This window comes from Myroides profundi (assembly GCF_000833025.1).
Classification (GTDB): Bacteria; Bacteroidota; Bacteroidia; order Flavobacteriales; family Flavobacteriaceae; genus Flavobacterium; species Flavobacterium profundi_A.
Map to the genome: position 1 here is coordinate 3,770,466 of NZ_CP010817.1, position 20,484 is coordinate 3,790,949.

The window sequence follows — 20,484 nt, forward strand, 5'->3', positions numbered from 1 at the left end:
TATCTTTCTAATTAGTTGTTTCTACTCATTACAATTCTCAGAATATACCAGAAAAGTAACATTAACGAAGCAAATAATGATAGAGCAGCTGGTACGTGTTGGTTAGCTGCGTATTCATTTTTAATCTGCCATGTAGAGTATAAGATCGATCCAGAAGCTAAAGCTACCATCGCTAAAGAGAACCATAACCCAAGGTTAAATCCGAAGATCATACCACAAATAATAGTACCTAACGCTAAGAAGAATCCAATACTAAGGATAGATCTCATAAAAGAGAAGTTAGCATTAGAGCTAAATACTACTCCTGTCAATCCTCCAAATAAAGCCAATGTCATAATACCTGCCTGAGAAATCAGAGTAAGGTCATTAGTCATAGACATAGCGATATATAAAATAGGCACAAAGATAAATGCCTCTGCTAATACGTATAAAAACAGTCCAGCATACTGCACCTTCTTATCTACTGAGTTATCAGCAAGTCTCTGTGCATACCAAGTGATCCCCATAAAGGCACCTAGCACGATCAACCATGAGAACTTACCCATCCCAATAATAGTAAACATCCCTTCTACAATGAAAGGCGTGTTCAACATAATAGCTTCTAATACAATAAAAGCTAATACTCCTGCTGCTAAAGTAGCATAAGTCTTTTTATAAAACTGTGCTCTTACTACTTCAGACTCCATAGCTACAGGAAGCGTGTAATCAACATTTTCAAAATTGTTTTTCATCATCTATATTTTTCTCAAAAGTACTAATTATCTTTTTAAAATTACTATTGCATTAAGACTCTAATGCATAAACCAACACAAAGTTATCTAATTCTATCGTTTTATATTCGAATTTTTGATTAAAAACTTCATTATTAACAAAACATTCTTTCGTTTTAAGTTCTACCTGCATATCACTTTTAAAACTCAGGCTACGTGACTCACACATCTTAAACATAGCTTCTTTCGCACACCATATCTCTGTTAATGTATCAATCTCATTCGAAGAATTGAAAACTGTGTTTAGTTCATCTTCATTGCAAAACTTATTTGCAATACGCTTTATCTTATCGCGTTTCATCTCTACATCTATACCCACATTCTCCTTGCCAATGATAATACTAGCATACTCAAACGAGTGCGAAATAGAGATAAATGAACCATCACTAAGACTAGGTCTACCATTTATATCATAACACAAATCGCTATCGCTATATCCTCCATAATGCAGCAACTGTCTGACTGCCATAAATCCCTTTTGGTGTACTTCAGATTTCATTCCTTTTAATCGCTCAGAAGAGCGCTCTTGTAGAACAACACCATTCATCAATTCCTCAAGATTCTCTTCTACTTTCCAAACTAATACCTTATAGGTTATTCCTTTGATTTCTTTTACTAAAGGCATCTTATCTATTTAATTATGCAGACAAATATACTTGAATAATAAAAACTCTTAAAAAAACATTTTACTCAATGGTAAATACTGACTTTTTAATCCACAAAAAAAGCCGCTCGGGTGAGCGGCTTCTAAATTATTAATTGAATCCAATTATTATTGTTTCTTTAACAAGTCTCTGATTTCTGCTAAAAGATCCTCTTGAGTTGGTGCTGGTGGTCCTGCAGGTGCTTCTGGTGCAGCCTCTTCTTTCTTTCTTAATGAGTTAACTCCTTTTACTAAAAGGAATACACATAGAGCTAATAATGTAAAGTTGATTACCTCAGTAATAAAGCTACCATAAGCAAATACAACATTACCATCTATTCCTCTTGCTGCTGCTAGAGGTGCCCCATCAGGTGCATCACCTTTTAACACTACATACATATTAGTGAAATCAGGTGTTCCGATAATAGCAGATACTAATGGCATAATAACATCGTTTACAACACTCGTTACAATTTTACCGAATGCTCCCCCGATGATTACCCCTACCGCTAGGTCCATTACATTGCCTTTGACAGCGAATTCTTTAAATTCTTTTACAAATCCCATAGTCTTTATTGTTTAAGTTTTGAATAGTTAAAAATATAACTTTTTTACTCTATAAAAAAAATTCTTTTAACGCGAAGTGCGATACTCGTTAAAATCTCATATGGTATTGTTTTTATTTTATCTGCTATAATAGTGACTGGCAGATCTTTACCAAAAATAATAACTTCATCATTTTCTTGACATTTTATTTCTGTTACATTGATCATTAGCATATCCATACAGATAGATCCAGTGATCTCTGCTTTTTGCCCATTTACTAAGACATATCCCACAGGACCCCATGAGCGATGTACTCCATCAGCATATCCTATTGGTACTGTAGCAATACGTGTTTTACCTTCTGCGCGAAATCTTCGACCGTATCCTACACTGTCTTTATCTTTGATTTCTTTGATTTGCATAATGCGAGTTTTAAGCGTACTGACATTAGCCAATTGTTGCATTTCTTCTCTATCATTACCAACTCCATACAGTCCTATTCCCAATCGAACCATATCAAACTGATGCTCCGAAAAGTTAAAAATACCGGATGTATTCAGAATATGGCGTATCGGATTAATCCCTAATTCTTGTATTAATTTATCTGAGTTATGTGTAAACATCTCTATCTGCCCAAGCGTAAAGTCTGTATATTCAGGCATGTCACTTGATGATAAATGTGAGAATATAGATTTGACTTCGACCACATTAGTATGTCTAAGCACTTCTATTAACTCATCTAGATCCTCTGTCAAAAAGCCATGTCTATGCATACCTGTATCTAGCTTGATATGGATAGGATATTCATAACAGTTGCGTTCTCTAGCTACTTTTAAGAATGCATTGAGCTCACGTACAGAGTAAACCTCTGGTTCTAGATCATACGCTATCATCGCTGAGAATGCATTAATCTCAGGATTCATCACGATAATCTTAGTATTCACACCAGCTTTGCGCAATTCTATACCCTCATCTGCAAAAGCTACTCCTAGATAATCTACCTTCTCATGAGCTAATAATTTCGCTACTTCATAGCTACCATTCCCATATCCGAATGCCTTCACCATGACCATTACTTTAGTCTCTGGCTTTAGTTTTGAACGATAAAAATTAAGATTGTGACACATCGCAGTAAGATTAACTTCTAGTACAGTCTCATGTGTCTTCTTCTCTAGCATCGTGACGATTCTGTCAAAGCGGAATCCTCTAGCTCCTTTGACTAAGATATTCTCATCACTAAAATCCTCTACCGATACTTTCTGTAAGAACTCCTCAGTATCTCTATATAGATAAGTATTCGTCGTCCCGATTAGATACTTACTTATATGTTCTCCTATACCGATCACACGAGTTATCTGATGTGTAGACAACAGCTCTTTTAACTGACCATATATTTCCTCTTCTTCATATCCACTCTTAAACATATCGGATAGTATCACAGTCTTAGACGCGCTTACCTTATGTTTATCAAGAAAGTCAAGAGCGATAGATAGCGACTGATAATCTGCATTATACGCATCATCTATTATCGTACAGTTATTCACACCATTCTTTACCTGCATACGCAGTTCTACAGGATAAAGTCCTTGGATACGCTGTGCAATCTTCTCTGAGTCATATCCTAAGTAAGACATCGTACTAATACAAGTCATTATATTACGCACAGAACTATCATCTGTGAATGGAAGTTCTACTGAATACGAATCACCTTGATCAATAGATACGGTAAGACTAGAGGAATGAAGCTGTCCATAGACATTAGCTGACTTATCTATCAGACTCCAAGTATATACAGAGGCAACAGAACTAAAATATTGTAATAACAACTCATTCTGCTCACAAATAACCACCTCAGCATCCTGGAATAGTTTAGCTTTCTCACTCACTTTTTCTTCTAATGAGCGAAACCCTTCTCCATGCTCTTCTGTAAGCGCAGTAAAAACACCTATAGTAGGTTTGACCACCTTAGTAAGTCTCTCCATTTCACCCACAGTAGAAATTCCAACTTCGAAGATACCTAAGTTGTGCTTCTCCTCTATCCCAAATACAGATAGTGGCACACCCGTCTGAGAATTATAACTCTTAGGGCTCTTGATGATCTTATACTCTTCGCTCAGTAGATAGTTAAGCCATTCTTTTACTACCGTCTTTCCTTTACTACCTGTAATTCCGATAACTGGAAAATCAAAACGATCTCTATGAAAAATAGCCGCACCCTGAAGTGCAGCTAATGTATTATTAACTTTAAAGAAAAGTACTCCTTCTATAGGACATACCTTAGTCTGGTCAGAGATGACGATATATCTGACTCCTTTATTTACCAATTCTTCGATATAATCATGTCCATCATGATTACCTCCTTTTAATGCAAAAAATAAAGTGTGCTGATCATTCTGCAATGACCTGCTGTCTACGGATATATTCGAAATATCTACATATTCACTCTTACTGTTTCCTATAATGTCTGCTCCAATGAATGAACAGAACGCATCCGTATTAAATTTCATTACTTTGCCTTATTTGATACACAAAGGTAAAGAGAGTCATACCACTCTCTATCTATATAAAATCTTAAAAATTACATTTTATATAAGACCAACCTTCTTCTTGTTTTTCGATGATATAAACTAATCCTGAAGGTACGAATCCTACATTCTCGATAATATCTGATTTCTCTATTTTGCGAGCATTGATTGTATTCTCACACGCAAAGAATTGTATACCTTTTTGCATCACTGCCTTAAGAGGTTCTCCTACCATCGTCTTGCTTTTTCTAAGCATTCCGATACCAGGCCCATGCACGACTACTTGTATTGTTACATCCTCTTTCCAGTGATTTCTAACATTAGTTACATAAGTCATTAGTGCATTCTGTTCGTTAATGTTGTCTGTGTTTAATTGAAATACAACGTTGTGCTTTGTATTTTTCATAAGTATATCTATTTTTAAGTTTTGGGTTCTATTTTTTAAGTTCTATAAAACTACTAAAAACCGCTCATATCGACTAATAAACTCTCACAAACTTTTGCTACTATTCTGTTCAAAATTTTATTCAGACCTAAATCTATCCTTTCAAAAAAAGGAATTTCTTTTTTTGTTTTTAGCATAAATAAGTTCCTATTTATACCCTAAATTCACTTTTAATACCTTCTTTTTTTAAAAAATTACCTCAAAAACCATTTATAGGAGCAATCTTACTAAAAAAACGATTTACTTTTTTTACCACCAAAAAACAACAACACACTAGTTATCAATACAATAACCCTAAAAAACCCCTACACCACCTCAATCACAATACCCCCCTTACACCTAGTAAAATAAGGCTTTACAGGCATTTCCTTCGACAATACATGGACAATACCCCGAGAATGATGGACGTAGAACTACTTTTGTCCAACAAGACACCTTTTATACACCCATCATTCTCCTCTTATCTCAGTATTACGTAGTATTAATTTTCACTTCCATTCTTATATCAAATCATCTTTCATTATAAATGGTATACTAACAAAAAAGAAGTGCTGTGTATCCTAGGTTACATTTCTTCTCAATTTTAATCGAGAACTTTGTCTTATTAAATTAAATGTTATGGAATGGATATATGGCCCATGGCCTTGGTATGTAGGAGGATTATTCATCGCTACTACACTTATATTACTTTTATTAATGGGTAAATCTTTTGGGTTCTCTTCTAACCTACGCACCATGTGCTCGATGATGGGAGCAGGTAAGAGTTGTGATTTCTTCTGCTTTAACTGGAAAGCTCAGACGTGGAACTTACTTTTCTTAGTAGGTACTATCCTAGGAGGGTTCATCGCACACCACTTCTTGAGTGTCGAGCCTGCAGCGATACCACTAGCCGATCAGACGATAGAGAAGTTACATACACTAGGTATAGAAAGTGCTGGCAAGGCATATATACCTACAGAGCTATTCTCTAATGAAGTATTCGGTTCTATTAAGTCTATCGGACTACTACTATTAGCAGGGTTCTTCGTAGGATTTGGTTCTAGATATGCAGGAGGGTGTACTTCAGGGCATGCGATCAGCGGACTGAGTAATCTACAGTTACCTTCTTTAATAGCAGTAATTGGCTTCTTTATAGGAGGGTTAATTATGGTACACCTACTGTTCCCTTTTATTTTCTAACACAAGTGATTAACAATATTTATATCAATAAGATACAATGAAAAAATTAGCCTATTTATTAGTCGGGATGCTTTTCGGGATAGGAATGTTTAAGTCTGGCGCGGCATCCTGGTTCAGAATATATGAAATGTTCCAATTCGACAGCTTCCACATGTATGGGATTATGGGAACGGCATTAACTATCGCTGTTATCGCAACCTATATTATCAAGAAAAAGAATATCAAAGACTTCTCTGGTAACCCAATAGAGTTCACCCCAAAAGAGAAGAGTGTACCCCGCTATCTAATAGGAGGTATCTTTTTCGGATTAGGATGGGCATTAGGAGGAGCTTGTCCTGGGCCTATGTTTGCCTTATTTGGAGCAGGTTTTTTACCTATTCTGATTGCGATCATCGGAGCATTATTAGGGACTTGGTTCTATGGACTGATCAGAAAATGGCTTCCTCATTAATAATCAATATGGATTAAAGGAGCTAATACTTTTGATATATTGTCTCGATAAAGTAACTTAGAACCATTAATTCATTTGTTTATTCTTTTATGGAACATATCATACGAAACAAGTACCGCTCTACCTTTGAGGAAAAGTTATTAGAAGAAATCATAGAAGTATCTACTATAAAAGACTTTAAAGAAGGAGAAAAGTTGATGGAGATAGGAGAATACATCAAGAAGATTCCTCTACTCCTAGAAGGTGCTATCAAAATCATCAGAGAAGATCAGCGAGAGGGAGAGATCGTACTATACTATATAGAAGAAGGCGATACCTGCGCGATGACACTGACCTGCTGCTTAGGTGAGACGAAGAGTCAGGTGCGCTCTATAGCAGAACGCGATGGAAGTGTGGTCTTAGTTCCTGTAGGGAAAATGGATGAATGGCTGGTAAAATACAAGACTTGGCGAAACTTCGTACTCAACAGTTATAACAACCGTATGAACGAGATGCTGACTGCCATAGATAGTCTTGCCTTCATGAATATGGAAGAACGTCTATGTAACTTACTGAGAAGTAAAGCGAAAATATACAACAGTCGATTTATCAACAATACACATCAAGAATTAGCTGACGAACTAAATACCTCTAGAGTAGTAATCTCTAGAATACTAAAAACTTTAGAAAACGAAGGTATTATACAGCTCAATAGAAAATATATCGAGCTACTTAAGCCTTAAGTACAGATATGGATTATACAGCATTAATAGGGTATGCTCTAGCCTTACTTATCGGGATATCACTAGGTCTTATCGGTAGTGGTGGGTCTATACTCACCGTGCCTATCCTCGTGTATATCATGAAGGTAGAGCCCTTCGTAGCTACAGCATACTCACTATTCATAGTAGGATCTACTTCCCTAGTAGGAGGTATAAAAAACTATATAGACAAAAAAGTAGATCTAAAAACAGTATTACTCTTCGGGATACCCTCTGTCATCACAGTATATATCACGAGAGCCTACTTACTCCCACTTGTACCAGATGTAATATCCATCGGTAGCTGGAGTATAGATAAGAATATTGTGCTGATGATCTTATTTGCCCTAGTGATGTTCAATTCGGCGACTAAAATGATCAGACCCAAAAAAGAGATAGAGGTACAAGATACTAAGCCAGCCTTATCAGGGTTAGTATTACAAGGTATCCTAATCGGACTACTAGCAGGTACAGTAGGTGCTGGAGGAGGGTTCTTAATCATACCTGCCTTAGTCTTATTTGCCAAGATGCCTATGAGACAAGCTGTCGGTACCTCACTATGCATTATCGCTATACAGTCCTTAATAGGATTCTTAGGTGATCTAGGTCATACCGCTATGGACTGGGCGATGCTACTTACTTTTAGTGGAATATCTATGGTAGGAATCTTCATCGGGATCTATTTAACAAAGTACGTTCCTGATAAAAATTTAAAAAAGAGCTTTGGTTATTTCGTACTAATCATGGCTATTTATATCCTAATTAAGGAAGTGTTTTTATAGTTTGTAACCTAAGTTACTGTCATTTTAAAAACATCTTCTTACTTTTACTTCAAACAAAGAAATAAACTACAATATGAAAATAGAACAAATTTATACAGGATGTTTAGCTCAAGGAGCTTACTATATAGAGAGCAACGGAGAAGTTGCAATCATCGATCCACTAAGAGAGGTACAGCCTTACTTAGACAGAGCGGCTAAAGATAATGCGACGATTAAATATATCTTCGAAACACACTTCCACGCAGACTTCGTGAGTGGACACGTTACATTAGCTGAGAAAACAAACGCTCCTATCGTATATGGACCAAATGCTAACCCAACATTTAAGGCACATATTGCTACAGATGGAGAGGTATTTAAAATAGGAAATATCACAATCACAGCATTACATACTCCTGGTCATACGATGGAGAGTACTACGTACTTACTAAAAGATGAGAATGGAAAAGATCACGCTATCTTCAGTGGAGATACATTATTCTTAGGTGATGTAGGTCGTCCTGACTTAGCTCAGAAAGCGGCTGACTTGACTCAAGAGCAATTAGCGGCTACACTATACAATAGCTTACGCACGAAGATTATGCCATTAGCAGATGACGTTATCGTATATCCTGCACATGGTGCTGGGTCTGCGTGTGGAAAGAACTTAAGCAAAGAAACTGTTGGTACACTAGGAGATCAAAAACAAACGAACTATGCGCTACGTGCTGATATGACAGAAGCAGAATTCGTAAAAGAAGTAACTGATGGTCTACTACCTCCTCCTGCATACTTCCCATTAAATGTGAAGTTAAATAAAGAAGGATATGAGAATGTAGAGACGATCATCAGTAACAACAAAGCGCTTACTCCAAAAGAGTTTCAAGCTTTAGCAGAAGAGTCTGGTGCCTTATTATTAGATGTGCGTTCTGCTTCAGACTTCGCTAGTGGACATATACCAGGAGCTATCTTTATCGGATTAGATGGTCAATTCGCTCCTTGGGTAGGTGCATTAATCACAGATATTAAACAGCCTATCTTATTAATCACTCCAGAAGGACGTGAAGAAGAAGCTGTGATCCGTCTATCTCGTGTAGGGTATGACAATACACTAGGGTACTTAAAAGGAGGGTTCTCTACTTGGAAAACAGAAGGATTTGAATACGATACTGTACAACAAGTAACAGCAGAAGAACTAGCTGATAAAATAGCGAATGAGGATATAAAAGTAGTAGATGTACGTAAGCCTGGAGAATACAATTCTGCTCATATCGACTATAAAAACTTGACTCATTCCCCATTAGATTATATCAATGAGCATATCGCTGACTTCCCAACAGAAGGTAAATTCTTTATCCACTGTGCTGGAGGGTACCGTTCATTAATCGCGTCTTCTATTCTAAAAGCTAGAGGATACCACAATATGATCGATGTAATCGGAGGTTTTGGCGCTATCAAGAACACTTCTATCCCATTATTAGAAGGAGGTAGCTGTACAGCAACATGTCCAACAACTAAACAATAATACAATGAGTAATTTTCAAGAGTTAATCGATAGAGATCAGTTAACTTTAGTTGATTTCTTCGCTACATGGTGCGGTCCATGTCAGATGCTAGCCCCTGTGCTAGAGGAAGTAAAAAAAGAGCTACAAGATGATATCTCTATTATCAAAATAGACGTAGATAAGAATACGGCTCTTACCACACAATATAGCACACAATACCAGATGAGAGGTGTACCTACACTAATGCTTTTTAGAAAAGGTAAACTGCTGTGGAAACAGTCTGGATATATGGATAAACAGACGCTACTAGGTCATATCGATCAGTATAAACATAATTATTAAAATAAGGCTACTCTATCAAGAGTAGCCTTATTTTTTCTAATACTATTCAAATATTAAAACCCTACTATTTATCAGATTTTCAATTTATTATAATTAATATTATATATTTATAACAATTAACCTTAATTACTAATTTATGAAAAAAATAGTTTACACGCTTATGTTCGCATTGACAATAAGTGCTGCAGATTGCGCTTATGCGCAACAGAAAGAGAAACCAACTTTCGTCACCTCTGTTGAAGACATTAAAGAATACAAACTATCTAATGGACTCAAGGTTCTATTACTTCCTGATGCTACTCAGAATAATGTGATAGTTAATATTGTGTACAATGTAGGGTCTAAACATGAGGGGTATGGTGAGAAAGGTATGGCTCACCTATTAGAGCACATGCTTTTTAAAAGCACTACTAAACTAGGTGATATTAAGAAGATGTTATCTGATAAAGGCGGGAGAGCCAATGGTACTACTTGGTATGACCGTACTAACTATTATGAAGTATTCGCTGCGACCGATGAGAATTTAGCTTGGGCATTAGAGATGGAAGCAGATCGTATGATCAATGCTACTATACTTCAATCTGATTTAGACAAGGAATTCTCTGTAGTTCGAAACGAGTTTGAGATAGGTGAGAACAGTCCTACTGGCGTACTTATGGAAAGAACTATAAATACAGCTTATTTATGGCATAACTACGGACTAAGTACTATCGGGTCAAAAGAAGACATCGAACGCGTTAAAACACCTCAATTAAGACGATTCTATGAGAAATACTACCAGCCTGATAATGCTACTCTAGTGATAGCAGGTAAGTTCGATGAAGCGAAAGCTCTAAAATACGTAGAGGACTACTTCTCTGTAATTCCTAAGCCGAAACGTGTATTAGACGAAATCTTCACTGTAGAGCCTGCTCAGGATGGTGAGAAGTTCATAGAGGTAAGACGTGCAGGGGACTCGAAGCACATACAGGTGCTATATCACACAGCATCTTATGCAGATAAAGACTTTGCGGCATTAACTGCATTAGAATCTATCTTGAATAATGATCCTTCAGGGTATTTATATAAAGAGCTAGTAGAGACTAAGAAAGTATCAAGTTTATGGGCGTTTAGTCCTACAGTAAGGGATGCTAGTTTCATCTTATTTAATTTTGACTTACCAAATGATAAAGACCAAAAACAATCATTACAGGAGATTAAAGCTTCTCTAGCTAAAGTAGGTTCTTTTAAATATACACAAGAAGACTTAGACAGAGCTAAAACTACAATACTTAAGAAATTAGAGAACATTAAGAACAACTCTATTAGTACAGCCATTAACTTGACAGAGATAATCGGTGCAGGTGATTATAGATTAGCTAATCTATATCGAGACAATATAGAGAACTTAAAACTAGAGGATATCAATAGAGTAGCGAACAAGTACTTTAAAGATAATAACCGTACTGTAGGTATGTTCGTCCCTTCTAAAGACGAAGTAAGAGTGAAAGCTGATGAGTTCCAAAACAAAGATATCAAGGCTTTAGTAGAGAACTATAAAGGAAGAGAGGCTACGGCTGAGTTACGTCCTTTCGAAGCTAGTATCGCTAACCTACAGAAGAACTATTCTACTAATAAGTTGAAGAATGGCTTTAAGTACGGTGTGATAGACAAAGATATCAAAGGAGAAAAAGTTATAATGAACATCTCTCTACCTGTAGGTAATCAACAAAACTTGCTTAATAAACAATACATCGGAAGTATGACTGCGTCGTTAATAACAGCAGGTACTAAGACGATGACTAAACAACAGATAAAAGATAAGCTTGACCAACTAAAGGCTTCTGTTTATATCAACTTTAATGGTCAACATATTAACATTAACGTATCTGCTTATAGAAATACAATAGATGAGACGATGAAGGTGCTTAAGGATGTCTTGACTAACCCTCTATTCCCTGAGTCTGAATTAGAAAAGCTTAAGCTAGAGAACATCACTTACTTAGAATCTCAATTAAACGATCCCCAGTCGTTAGCCTTTACTAAAATAGCACAGTTGACAGAAAAAGAGGATAAAGGTAGTATCTACTACACTCCTTCTGTACAAGAAACTATAGATGGGATAAAAAGTGTTAAGGTAAGTGAGATTAAAGAGTTCTATACTAACTTCTTCGGTGCGAATAATGGTATCGCTACTACGGTGGGTATCCAAGATAAAAAGCAAGTAGATAAGTTATTTGAAGATACTTTTGGCAACTTTAATAGTAAGGCGAAGTATGAGAAAGCTTATCCTAAGTATGCTAACACTAAACAATCTAAAGAGGTATTCCAAACACCTGACAAAGAGAATGCTGTAGCTGTAGGTAAACTTGACTTCGAGATGAATAAAAACAACCCTGACTATGCTGCTTTAGTATTCGCTAATGAAGTAATGGGTGGTGGATTCATGACTGCTCGTATTCCTCAACGTCTTCGTGAGAAAGAAGGTATAAGTTATGGTGCAGGAACTTCGTTAAATGTGGCTACTGACCCGAATAGCAAAAATGCTAGCTGGATGATCTATGCGTTTATGAATCCTACTAAGCGCGCTGATGTAGAGAAAGCAATAGGTGAAGAGTTTAATAAGTTAGTTACTACAGGTATTACAGAAGAGGAACTATTGGCTAATAAGACAAGTTGGAAAAGTACTAGACAGACTAATCTAGGCCTTGACAACTATCTAATCAACCTTTCTTCTACTTTCTTATTATATGACATTCCATTTAGTGACTTCGAGAAGTTAAATGCTGAGATAGACAAACTAACTGTCAAACAAGTGAACGACGCTGCTAAAAAGTACTTACAGCCTTCTAAATTCACTTCAGTATATGCAGGTGATTTTACTAAAAAATAAAGCAAATAAACTTTAAATAAAAAGCCGATTGATTACTCAATCGGCTTTTACATTTATATACACTAGTCCATTTACTAACAACTAAAGTCTACAGATATAGCTCCTGCTAAGTAGATAAAATATTGAGCTCCTTTAGATAAATATACTTCTACAGACTGTATTTCGTACTCAGGTGAAGTATCAAACACAAAATCTAAGTTGCCATCTCCGTCTAAATCCCCTACAAACAATAGCTGTACAAATGTCTCATTAAAGCTTGGGATATCAAGGATTAACTGTTCTGCCTCTCCATTAACTGTAAGATATAGCTTATAATCTTTAAATCGCTTATATTTCTTAGTCTTACCACTATCATCTGTATAATCATAAGAGTCTACTTGCTTACCTTCAGCTCTCAGAATATACTGTTTACCATTAAATAGATATTCTTGTGGAGCATCAGGCCATAGCGGTTGTTCTTTAATATTCAGAGCAGTCTTAGTCCCTTTCTTAATCATTGCATTTGGGCCTAAGAAGAAAATAGGCTCCACTGGGCCTGTAGAGAAGATACCTAGTTGCTCACTTTCTGTACACTCATTCATCTCTTCACTAATAGCGTAATCTGCTTTTATGACTTGAAAAAGTCCTTTCTTCTCCTCAAAAGCTAGCCATTTATCATTGACCTTATTGAATTCCTCTTGGTGAAAATCCTTGTCGTAATATCTAGGAATAAGAATATCTAGAATGATGTTTTCTTCCTTACCATATATTGTTAGAGCAGGTTTTTCTTCTTCTGTCTCCGTTATTACTTCTTCTGTAGAAGGTTTAACCTCAGGAATCACTTCTTCCTCTTTTGTTTCTTTACACCCCACTAATGCAAGTAGTGTGAACATGAACAAGGTTTTTTTCATATCGTATATTGGTCTGTTATATTTACATTTTGAATCAAAAAAAAAGACTACCAATGTTGATAGTCTTTTCATTAAATATTTTAAAAGCTGCGTTTAGTCATTTAATTTTAATACAGCCATAAATGCTTCTTGCGGGATTTCTACGTTTCCTACTTGACGCATACGCTTTTTACCTGCTTTTTGTTTTTCAAGTAATTTACGTTTACGAGAGATATCCCCTCCATAACATTTAGCTGTTACGTCTTTACGAAGAGCTTTTACTGTTTCACGAGCAATTACCTTTACTCCGATAGCTGCCTGGATAGGAATATCAAACTGTTGACGTGGGATAAGTTCTTTTAATTTCTCACACATCTTCTTACCGATATGATAAGCGTTATCAGCGTGCATTAATGCTGATAATGCATCCACTACATTAGCATTAAGCATTACGTCTACTTTCACTAAGTTAGAAGTACGCATTCCGATAGGAGAATAATCGAACGAAGCATATCCTTTAGATACTGTCTTCAATCTATCATAGAAGTCAAATACAATCTCTGCCAATGGCATATCAAACATTAACTCAACTCTATCTTCTGTTAAGTAAGTTTGGTTAGTAATAATACCACGCTTATCAATACAAAGACTCATTACTTGTCCAACGAAGTCAGCTTTAGTAATAATAGTCGCTTTAATAAACGGCTCTTCTACTCTTTCTAATTTAGAAGGCTCTGGCAAGTCAGACGGGTTATTAACTATAATAGGTGTATCAGGTTCTTTCTTAGTATATGCTAAGTAAGAAACGTTAGGTACAGTAGTAATAACAGTCATGTTAAACTCACGCTCTAAACGCTCTTGGATAATCTCCATGTGTAACATTCCTAAGAATCCACAACGGAAACCAAAACCTAAAGCGGCAGAACTCTCAGCTGCGAATACTAATGAAGCATCGTTAAGTTGTAACTTCTCCATAGAGTTACGCAACTCTTCATAATCTTCTGTGTCTACAGGATAGATACCCGCGAATACCATTGGTTTTACGTTCTCAAACCCTTCGATCATATTTTGAGTAGGTTCTTTTGCATCAGTGATGGTATCCCCTACTTTTACTTCTCTTGCTTCTTTAATACCAGAGATTAAGTAACCTACGTCACCTGTTTTAATCTCTTGTTTAGCTACTTGGTTTAGTTTAAGTGTTCCGATCTCATCTGCGAAATACTCTTTATTAGTAGCCATGAACTTAATCTTCTGACCTTTCTTAATCGTACCGTTAACCACACGGAAGATTACCTCAATTCCACGGAATGGGTTATATACAGAGTCAAATATTAAAGCTTGTAATGGCTCCTCAGGATTTCCTTTAGGTGCAGGAACTCTCTCGATAATAGCTTCTAAGATATCCTCTACTCCTAATCCAGTCTTACCTGATGCAGGAATAATCTCTTCATAGTCACATCCTAATAAATCAACGATATCATCACTTACCTCTTCTGGATTAGCACTTGGTAAGTCAATCTTATTCAATACAGGAATAATCGTTAGATCATTCTCTAATGCTAAATATAAGTTAGAAATAGTCTGAGCCTGGATACTCTGAGCAGCATCAACAATCAATAACGCACCTTCACACGCTGCAATAGACCTAGAAACTTCATAAGAAAAGTCTACGTGTCCTGGGGTATCAATTAAGTTAAGTATATATTTCTCTCCTTTATGAGTATATTCCATTTGGATAGCGTGAGATTTAATAGTAATACCTCTTTCACGCTCTAAGTCCATACTGTCTAAAAGCTGAGCTTGTTGCTCACGAGCAGTTACAGTCTGTGTAGCATCAAGTAATCTATCTGCTAACGTACTTTTACCATGGTCAATATGAGCAATAATACAAAAGTTTCTAATGTTCTTCATCTTCGTTATATCAAAGTTTATTGGATTATATGCCCATTAGAAGTATTGAAACCACTTTCAATAATCATATAATCTAGATTCTAAGGCTCTTACATTCTTTTAATTAAAGAATCTACCTAGCCTATATTTTGCAAATATACTTTAAAGTTTCAATTTTTAGTTATTTTTCTGTCTTACAATCTCCCTTTATTTTAAAGAAACTGTTTATAATATCTATTGCATTAGATTTAGTAGTCTATTCTATGTTTTATAAAGACACATTTAGTAACTTTATATTCATAAAAGAATATACTATGAAATCATTATTTACAATATCCTTATTCTCTCTAGCAACCTTAGTAAGTTGTGGACAAAAGAGTGATATCACAAAAGATCATATTATACTCCCGAACAACCTTAAAGAGGTATCAGGACTATACTATGATACTACTTCTAATTCATTCTGGGCACTACAAGATAGTGGCAATAAGAATGAGTTATATCAAATAAAGTCAGATGGTAAAATAAACCATACTCTAAAAATAAAAGATCAGAAGAATATAGATTGGGAAGAGTTAACTGCTGATAAAGAGGGTAATCTCTATATCGGAGACTTTGGAAATAATAAGAATACTAGAAAAGATCTACGTATCTTAAAGATAAACAAAGACGATTTGCAAAAAGATAAGACAGAGGTAGCTGCAGTAATCTCATTTGAGTATCCTGAACAAAAAGCCTTCCCTCCTAAAGAGACTGAATTATTATACGATGCAGAAGCTTTTATCTTATACAATAACAACTTCTACATATTTACTAAAAACAGAAGTAAGGGCTTCGATGGTACGTCATTAGTATATAAAGTGCCTAATCAAGCGGGGCATCACAAAGCTGAACATGTCCAAACATTCAATGGATGTAATGTATATAAACACTGTGCTATCACAGGTGCTGCCATCAGTCCTGACGAAAAGACTTTTGTACTCTTATCTCATTCTAAACTTTGGATAATAGACGGTTTTAATCCTAATGCTATTATGGATGGAAAGATTAGTGAGCACAAACTACACCACGTCTCTCAAAAAGAGTCTGTGACTTTTGGAGATAACAACACTATCTATCTAGCGGATGAAGTAAAAGACAAAAAAGGTGGTAAAATTTATAAAGTGGATTTGGGTACATTAAAACCCAAACCCTAATCCAAATACAAAGCGACCTCCATCTACACTGTTAAAGAAAGAACAGTGTAGAGTCGCTTGTTCTACAGCGCTTATCCACAGTCCTGCTCCATAAGAGTTATGCCACTTATTAGAAGACTCTCCTGGTTGCCATACTCTACCGTAATCGAAGCCTCCATAGAAACCATAACTCATAGGAAGAAACCCTGCTGTAAACTGACCTGCATTAAATCTTAAATCTGTTGTTTGTACAAAAGATGTCTTTCCTGTAAAACGCTCTGGTCTAAAGCCTCTTAAGTTAGCATTACCCCCTATAGTGGCTGCGTGATAAAAGTCATAGTTCTCATTAAACCTTGTTTGGTATGTAAAATTAGTCGCAAGTACTAATCTTTCTCCTCTATCAATAAAGTGTAAGAAACTCGCTTTAAGATCTAGATACGCAAAGTTCTGCTTAGTCTCCTCTAAGTTCATTCTCCACCCAAGTTTTGAATTAAAACCAAAACCAACTGTTGGATTAGCAGGATAATTATACTGCTCATAATTATACTCTACCTTAAGACCTCCATACTGTTGAAAATCAAAAACCTTAGCATCTACACCATTGATATCATCAGTGATATATCTATCCGTTTGATGCTTTACCTTTAAGGCATCATATTCTAAGTTTGCTTCAAAGCTAGCTCCCTGTTTTCCTTCATATCTATACCCAGGAGAAACAGAATAGCTCTCAATACGCACTCTCTTATAATCTTTACCTTTTTCTTTATCAAAGTAATAGGTCTCATTTCCCAATCCGTAGTAGTTCACTGCAAAATTAGGACTAGTCGCTCTACCGCCTATCGTAAACATCCAGTCATTAGTAGCATTAGGGAAATACCCTTTGTACTCTGCCTCTAACCCTTTGGTATTAAAAGAGTAGAAACCTTTCAACACATGCTTTGCTGTATAAGGATCTTGAATGAACTTAGAACGTGTAGAACTGTATAAAAAACCAAGCTTAACACCATCTTCTGGGTTAAAACCAATATTTGGCAATAACATATTCAAGTTAAGAGGTACACGCTCATAATTAAAGTTATTAATATCGTACTTATTAGTTAGTACTGTTCTTCCATTAGCACCTTCCATCTTTACTTCATTCTTCTTATCCGCATAATCATACACGATTACTTTAGAAGAATTGTCTACTAAGAAAGTATCTTGATTCTTGCCACCTATTAATCTAATCTTAATCTTTGCTTTCTCATCTCCACTTACTTTAAAAGTATCTTCATCGTTCAGTCCATATACCCAAATCTCTTTAGTCTCAGTAGCATTATATACCTTATCGAATACTAGCTCTTCTCCAGTCTTTTTAGCTCTATATTGTTTTACACGAACATTTCCTTCAGCCAATCTCTCAATATCAAACACCTCTTTCTTATCAGTTCCAGATAAGATGACATACTCACGTAGTTGTTTATAATATTTTGGCAAGAAAGCGTCTATCTTATTACGTCTTGCTTTGAATATTCTTTTGATCTCTTCTACCTCTTTTGTCTGTACTTCTTGAGGTAATTTACTAAACGCCTCGTCTAAAGCCTCATCGTCTAACTTCTCAACAATATCCTTAGCTTCTCTCAACCAATCTTCTAAAGAAGTACTCTTTAATAAGTATTGATCTAATGGAAAAGCTGTTTTATTAATCCATCTCGGATTAGCAAAGTCTTCTGTATAATTCTGCATATGTCTAAGTGGTGGTAGCTTCTTTATCAATGATAACAAAGCACCATCTATCTTAGCAAAAGCCTGATCTCTATCTCTAGGTATCGGTCTATAGATTACTTTATCTCCTTCTGTAAACTCTGACCATCTCCACTGATCTCCATGTCTATCCCAGTCGCCAATAAGCATATCAAAGATTCTAGCACGCATATAAGCAGTCTGATCCACCTCATACTTTTCATCTTTTCTCAACTTCGCAATAACGTCAGTTGTGCTAATGATATTACTAACATTCCCAAAGCTTACTTCATCCTCATATCCTGACGAGGGTCTCTCTTCTATCATATACAGTTCGTCCCCATAGTTATCATTAAACCTACCTAATACAGACTGCTTAGGTACATAGTACAACTCTGGATTAGTGTGATACATCCCTATCTTATCTGCTAAACCATCAAGTATAAATGGTGTATAAGGGTGAGAAGTAGTATAGAAGTCATATATAAATCGCTCTGTCCAAGTATTGTCAAAAGCATTCATTACATAGTGATCCTTAAACACAGCAGTCTGTGCGAAACGAGATACACTCTTACGCACACCACGCATCACATACTCTTTACCCTCTTTATCTACAAGTCTTAGAGACATAGACTGATTACCTCCACCAGATATAGTAGGTGTAAGTCCTCCTTTTAAAACAGTCAAATCTGCTACAGGAGCTGTTATTGGTGTACCATATACATTGCGATAATGCTCCCCCCATAAGAATCGATAGAACTTACTCTTTTCTGTCCATTGTTTTGGGTAAACACTAGCTTGTGCTGTTTGTTGTTCAAGCTCTTTATTATCTATATCTCGGTTTTCTTTACCACCTCCAAAGTTATCTAACATCACAGTGCTATATAAAGACGTATATCCTCCTTCTTTATAACCATAGAAAGAAAGCTTAGCACTCTTATCTTCTCTAATCTCTAACTTAGAATACCCAAACACACCAGCAGAGAAATCTCCTTCTACAACCGCTCTAGCAGGTGTAAGATTACTCATTGCTCCGCTTATTATCTGCTTTACACCCCCTCTATCGATATACTGTAGATTGTGCTCATGACCTGATGCTATCACTACATTCGTATACATCTGGGCGATTGTTCTAATACGCTTATTTAACTCATTGTATTTTTTGCTTTGAAGATCTTGAGGATTTATACCTGACATCTGTCTAGTATAATTATATACACTTCCTATAATAGGCAGTGGAATATTATTGCCTATTGGGAATAAATGATCCTGTACAGAGAACTTCCCTCCGTGATTACCATTGCTATATACAGGGTGATACATTGCTAATACCACCACCTTATTCTGATTCTTATTAATCTCTCCTCTAACTTCTTCGAAGAAATCTTCTCTCGTCTTTATATCACAGTCTTCATTGATATTCGGATGGTTATCCCAATTCTCAATATACCACTGGCTATCAATCACGATTAGCACAGTCTCATCATTTATCTTAAGTCTTTCTAACCCACATACCTTACGCGGTAGTAGAGCTTTCTTATTTCCTGTTCTTTCGACTAAATATTTATCTAGATTCTTAATCCCTTCATAACTACCTTGCCAATCTGATTCTCCGTTAATGAATACTGTCGTTCCCTTATTACTCTCCATTAACCCCAATTGACTCGCTAAGCTTTCTTCAGCTTTCTTTCTTTTTTTAGAAGAATTACCAGGCATCCCTTTTTTAGTATTATTCCCTAATAACACTAATGTTGAGTTCTTATCACTCTCTTGAGCCAACATCTGTTTAAAAGCTTCTAAATGCTCTTGTTCCTCCGTATTATTCGCTTGGCTTATGTTTCCAACCAAATAATAAGTATGTACAATTTTTTGATCACTACTGCGTTCTTTAGATAACGCTCCGCTTTTGGTGCCATATTGAGGCTCTAATGTTGCACAAGATACTAGACCTACTAAAGAGGTTAAAGAAAGTGCAACAGCGATTTTTGAAAGCTTTAACGGTGTTTCAAAAAATATTTTCATATTTTAGGGGTTATAAAGGTTATGACT

General features: G+C 35.9%; 16 protein-coding genes. 8 read left to right on the forward strand and 8 right to left on the reverse strand.

Annotated elements, in window-relative coordinates:
• Positions 1 to 11: 11 nt before the first annotated feature.
• The 5 genes from MPR_RS16745 to MPR_RS16765 form a co-directional block, all read right to left on the reverse strand.
• Positions 12 to 734 carry a Bax inhibitor-1/YccA family protein gene (locus MPR_RS16745; protein WP_006259756.1) on the reverse strand — a complete coding sequence of 241 codons (723 nt, stop codon included), beginning with the start codon at positions 732 to 734 and terminating at the stop codon, positions 12 to 14.
• A 49-nt stretch (positions 735 to 783) separates the two neighbouring features.
• Positions 784 to 1,395 (reverse strand): 4'-phosphopantetheinyl transferase family protein, encoded by a 612-nt coding sequence (locus MPR_RS16750; protein WP_041894558.1) that lies wholly within the window; start codon positions 1,393 to 1,395, stop codon positions 784 to 786.
• A gap of 147 nt (positions 1,396 to 1,542) precedes the next feature.
• The gene (gene mscL / locus MPR_RS16755) at positions 1,543 to 1,980 is read right to left on the reverse strand and encodes a large conductance mechanosensitive channel protein MscL (RefSeq protein WP_006259762.1); all 438 of its coding nucleotides are present in this window, start codon (positions 1,978 to 1,980) and stop codon (positions 1,543 to 1,545) included.
• Positions 1,981 to 2,024: 44 nt separating this feature from the next.
• The gene (locus MPR_RS16760; RefSeq protein WP_041894560.1) at positions 2,025 to 4,466 is read right to left on the reverse strand and encodes a bifunctional UDP-N-acetylmuramoyl-tripeptide:D-alanyl-D-alanine ligase/alanine racemase; all 2,442 of its coding nucleotides are present in this window, start codon (positions 4,464 to 4,466) and stop codon (positions 2,025 to 2,027) included.
• Positions 4,467 to 4,530: 64 nt separating this feature from the next.
• Complete coding sequence (locus MPR_RS16765; protein WP_041894564.1) at positions 4,531 to 4,890, reverse strand: DsrE family protein; 360 nt, start codon at positions 4,888 to 4,890, stop codon at positions 4,531 to 4,533.
• 657 nt (positions 4,891 to 5,547) lie between these two features.
• Between MPR_RS16765 and MPR_RS16770 the strand changes: the two genes are divergently transcribed.
• From MPR_RS16770 to MPR_RS16800, 7 genes are all read left to right on the forward strand, one after another.
• Entirely contained in the window at positions 5,548 to 6,108 is a 561-nt protein-coding gene (locus MPR_RS16770) for a YeeE/YedE family protein (protein ID WP_041894567.1), read from the forward strand.
• Between the two features lie 37 nt (positions 6,109 to 6,145).
• The gene (locus MPR_RS16775) at positions 6,146 to 6,559 is read left to right on the forward strand and encodes a DUF6691 family protein (RefSeq protein ID WP_041894570.1); all 414 of its coding nucleotides are present in this window, start codon (positions 6,146 to 6,148) and stop codon (positions 6,557 to 6,559) included.
• A gap of 89 nt (positions 6,560 to 6,648) precedes the next feature.
• Positions 6,649 to 7,281 carry a Crp/Fnr family transcriptional regulator gene (locus MPR_RS16780; protein WP_025124570.1) on the forward strand — a complete coding sequence of 211 codons (633 nt, stop codon included), beginning with the start codon at positions 6,649 to 6,651 and terminating at the stop codon, positions 7,279 to 7,281.
• Positions 7,282 to 7,289: 8 nt separating this feature from the next.
• Positions 7,290 to 8,081, forward strand: a complete 792-nt coding sequence (locus MPR_RS16785; protein WP_041894572.1) for a sulfite exporter TauE/SafE family protein — start codon at positions 7,290 to 7,292, stop codon at positions 8,079 to 8,081.
• A gap of 73 nt (positions 8,082 to 8,154) precedes the next feature.
• Complete coding sequence (locus tag MPR_RS16790) at positions 8,155 to 9,585, forward strand: MBL fold metallo-hydrolase (RefSeq protein ID WP_041894575.1); 1,431 nt, start codon at positions 8,155 to 8,157, stop codon at positions 9,583 to 9,585.
• Positions 9,586 to 9,589: 4 nt separating this feature from the next.
• Positions 9,590 to 9,907 carry a thioredoxin gene (gene trxA, locus MPR_RS16795; RefSeq protein WP_006259770.1) on the forward strand — a complete coding sequence of 106 codons (318 nt, stop codon included), beginning with the start codon at positions 9,590 to 9,592 and terminating at the stop codon, positions 9,905 to 9,907.
• 136 nt (positions 9,908 to 10,043) lie between these two features.
• Positions 10,044 to 12,779, forward strand: a complete 2,736-nt coding sequence (locus MPR_RS16800; RefSeq protein WP_041894577.1) for a M16 family metallopeptidase — start codon at positions 10,044 to 10,046, stop codon at positions 12,777 to 12,779.
• Between the two features lie 74 nt (positions 12,780 to 12,853).
• On the opposite strand, the gene MPR_RS16805 is transcribed toward MPR_RS16800, so the two are convergent.
• Both MPR_RS16805 and lepA read right to left on the reverse strand, forming a co-directional pair.
• Positions 12,854 to 13,651, reverse strand: coding sequence for a hypothetical protein (locus tag MPR_RS16805; protein WP_235280469.1), 798 nt, complete (start codon positions 13,649 to 13,651; stop codon positions 12,854 to 12,856).
• Positions 13,652 to 13,762: 111 nt separating this feature from the next.
• Complete coding sequence (gene lepA / locus MPR_RS16810) at positions 13,763 to 15,559, reverse strand: translation elongation factor 4 (protein WP_041894583.1); 1,797 nt, start codon at positions 15,557 to 15,559, stop codon at positions 13,763 to 13,765.
• 293 nt (positions 15,560 to 15,852) lie between these two features.
• On the opposite strand from lepA, the gene MPR_RS16815 reads away from it, so the two are divergent.
• Positions 15,853 to 16,734, forward strand: a complete 882-nt coding sequence (locus MPR_RS16815; protein WP_041895613.1) for an esterase-like activity of phytase family protein — start codon at positions 15,853 to 15,855, stop codon at positions 16,732 to 16,734.
• On the opposite strand, the gene MPR_RS16820 is transcribed toward MPR_RS16815, so the two are convergent.
• On the reverse strand, positions 16,717 to 20,457 hold the full coding sequence (locus MPR_RS16820; RefSeq protein ID WP_041894584.1) for a BamA/TamA family outer membrane protein: 3,741 nt from the start codon (positions 20,455 to 20,457) through the stop codon (positions 16,717 to 16,719). The genes MPR_RS16815 and MPR_RS16820 overlap by 18 nt on opposite strands.
• Positions 20,458 to 20,484: the final 27 nt, after the last annotated feature.

Excerpts from the sequence above, each read along its gene's own strand:
- MPR_RS16745 (WP_006259756.1), bottom strand. The coding sequence starts at position 734 with ATGATGAAAAACAATTTTGAAAATGTTGATTACACGCTTCCTGTAGCT.
- MPR_RS16750 (WP_041894558.1), bottom strand. The coding sequence starts at position 1,395 with ATGCCTTTAGTAAAAGAAATCAAAGGAATAACCTATAAGGTATTAGTT.
- mscL (WP_006259762.1), bottom strand. The coding sequence starts at position 1,980 with ATGGGATTTGTAAAAGAATTTAAAGAATTCGCTGTCAAAGGCAATGTA.
- MPR_RS16760 (WP_041894560.1), bottom strand. The coding sequence starts at position 4,466 with ATGAAATTTAATACGGATGCGTTCTGTTCATTCATTGGAGCAGACATT.
- MPR_RS16765 (WP_041894564.1), bottom strand. The coding sequence starts at position 4,890 with ATGAAAAATACAAAGCACAACGTTGTATTTCAATTAAACACAGACAAC.
- MPR_RS16770 (WP_041894567.1), top strand. The coding sequence starts at position 5,548 with ATGGAATGGATATATGGCCCATGGCCTTGGTATGTAGGAGGATTATTC.
- MPR_RS16775 (WP_041894570.1), top strand. The coding sequence starts at position 6,146 with ATGAAAAAATTAGCCTATTTATTAGTCGGGATGCTTTTCGGGATAGGA.
- MPR_RS16780 (WP_025124570.1), top strand. The coding sequence starts at position 6,649 with ATGGAACATATCATACGAAACAAGTACCGCTCTACCTTTGAGGAAAAG.
- MPR_RS16785 (WP_041894572.1), top strand. The coding sequence starts at position 7,290 with ATGGATTATACAGCATTAATAGGGTATGCTCTAGCCTTACTTATCGGG.
- MPR_RS16790 (WP_041894575.1), top strand. The coding sequence starts at position 8,155 with ATGAAAATAGAACAAATTTATACAGGATGTTTAGCTCAAGGAGCTTAC.
- trxA (WP_006259770.1), top strand. The coding sequence starts at position 9,590 with ATGAGTAATTTTCAAGAGTTAATCGATAGAGATCAGTTAACTTTAGTT.
- MPR_RS16800 (WP_041894577.1), top strand. The coding sequence starts at position 10,044 with ATGAAAAAAATAGTTTACACGCTTATGTTCGCATTGACAATAAGTGCT.
- MPR_RS16805 (WP_235280469.1), bottom strand. The coding sequence starts at position 13,651 with ATGTTCACACTACTTGCATTAGTGGGGTGTAAAGAAACAAAAGAGGAA.
- lepA (WP_041894583.1), bottom strand. The coding sequence starts at position 15,559 with ATGAAGAACATTAGAAACTTTTGTATTATTGCTCATATTGACCATGGT.
- MPR_RS16815 (WP_041895613.1), top strand. The coding sequence starts at position 15,853 with ATGAAATCATTATTTACAATATCCTTATTCTCTCTAGCAACCTTAGTA.
- MPR_RS16820 (WP_041894584.1), bottom strand. The coding sequence starts at position 20,457 with ATGAAAATATTTTTTGAAACACCGTTAAAGCTTTCAAAAATCGCTGTT.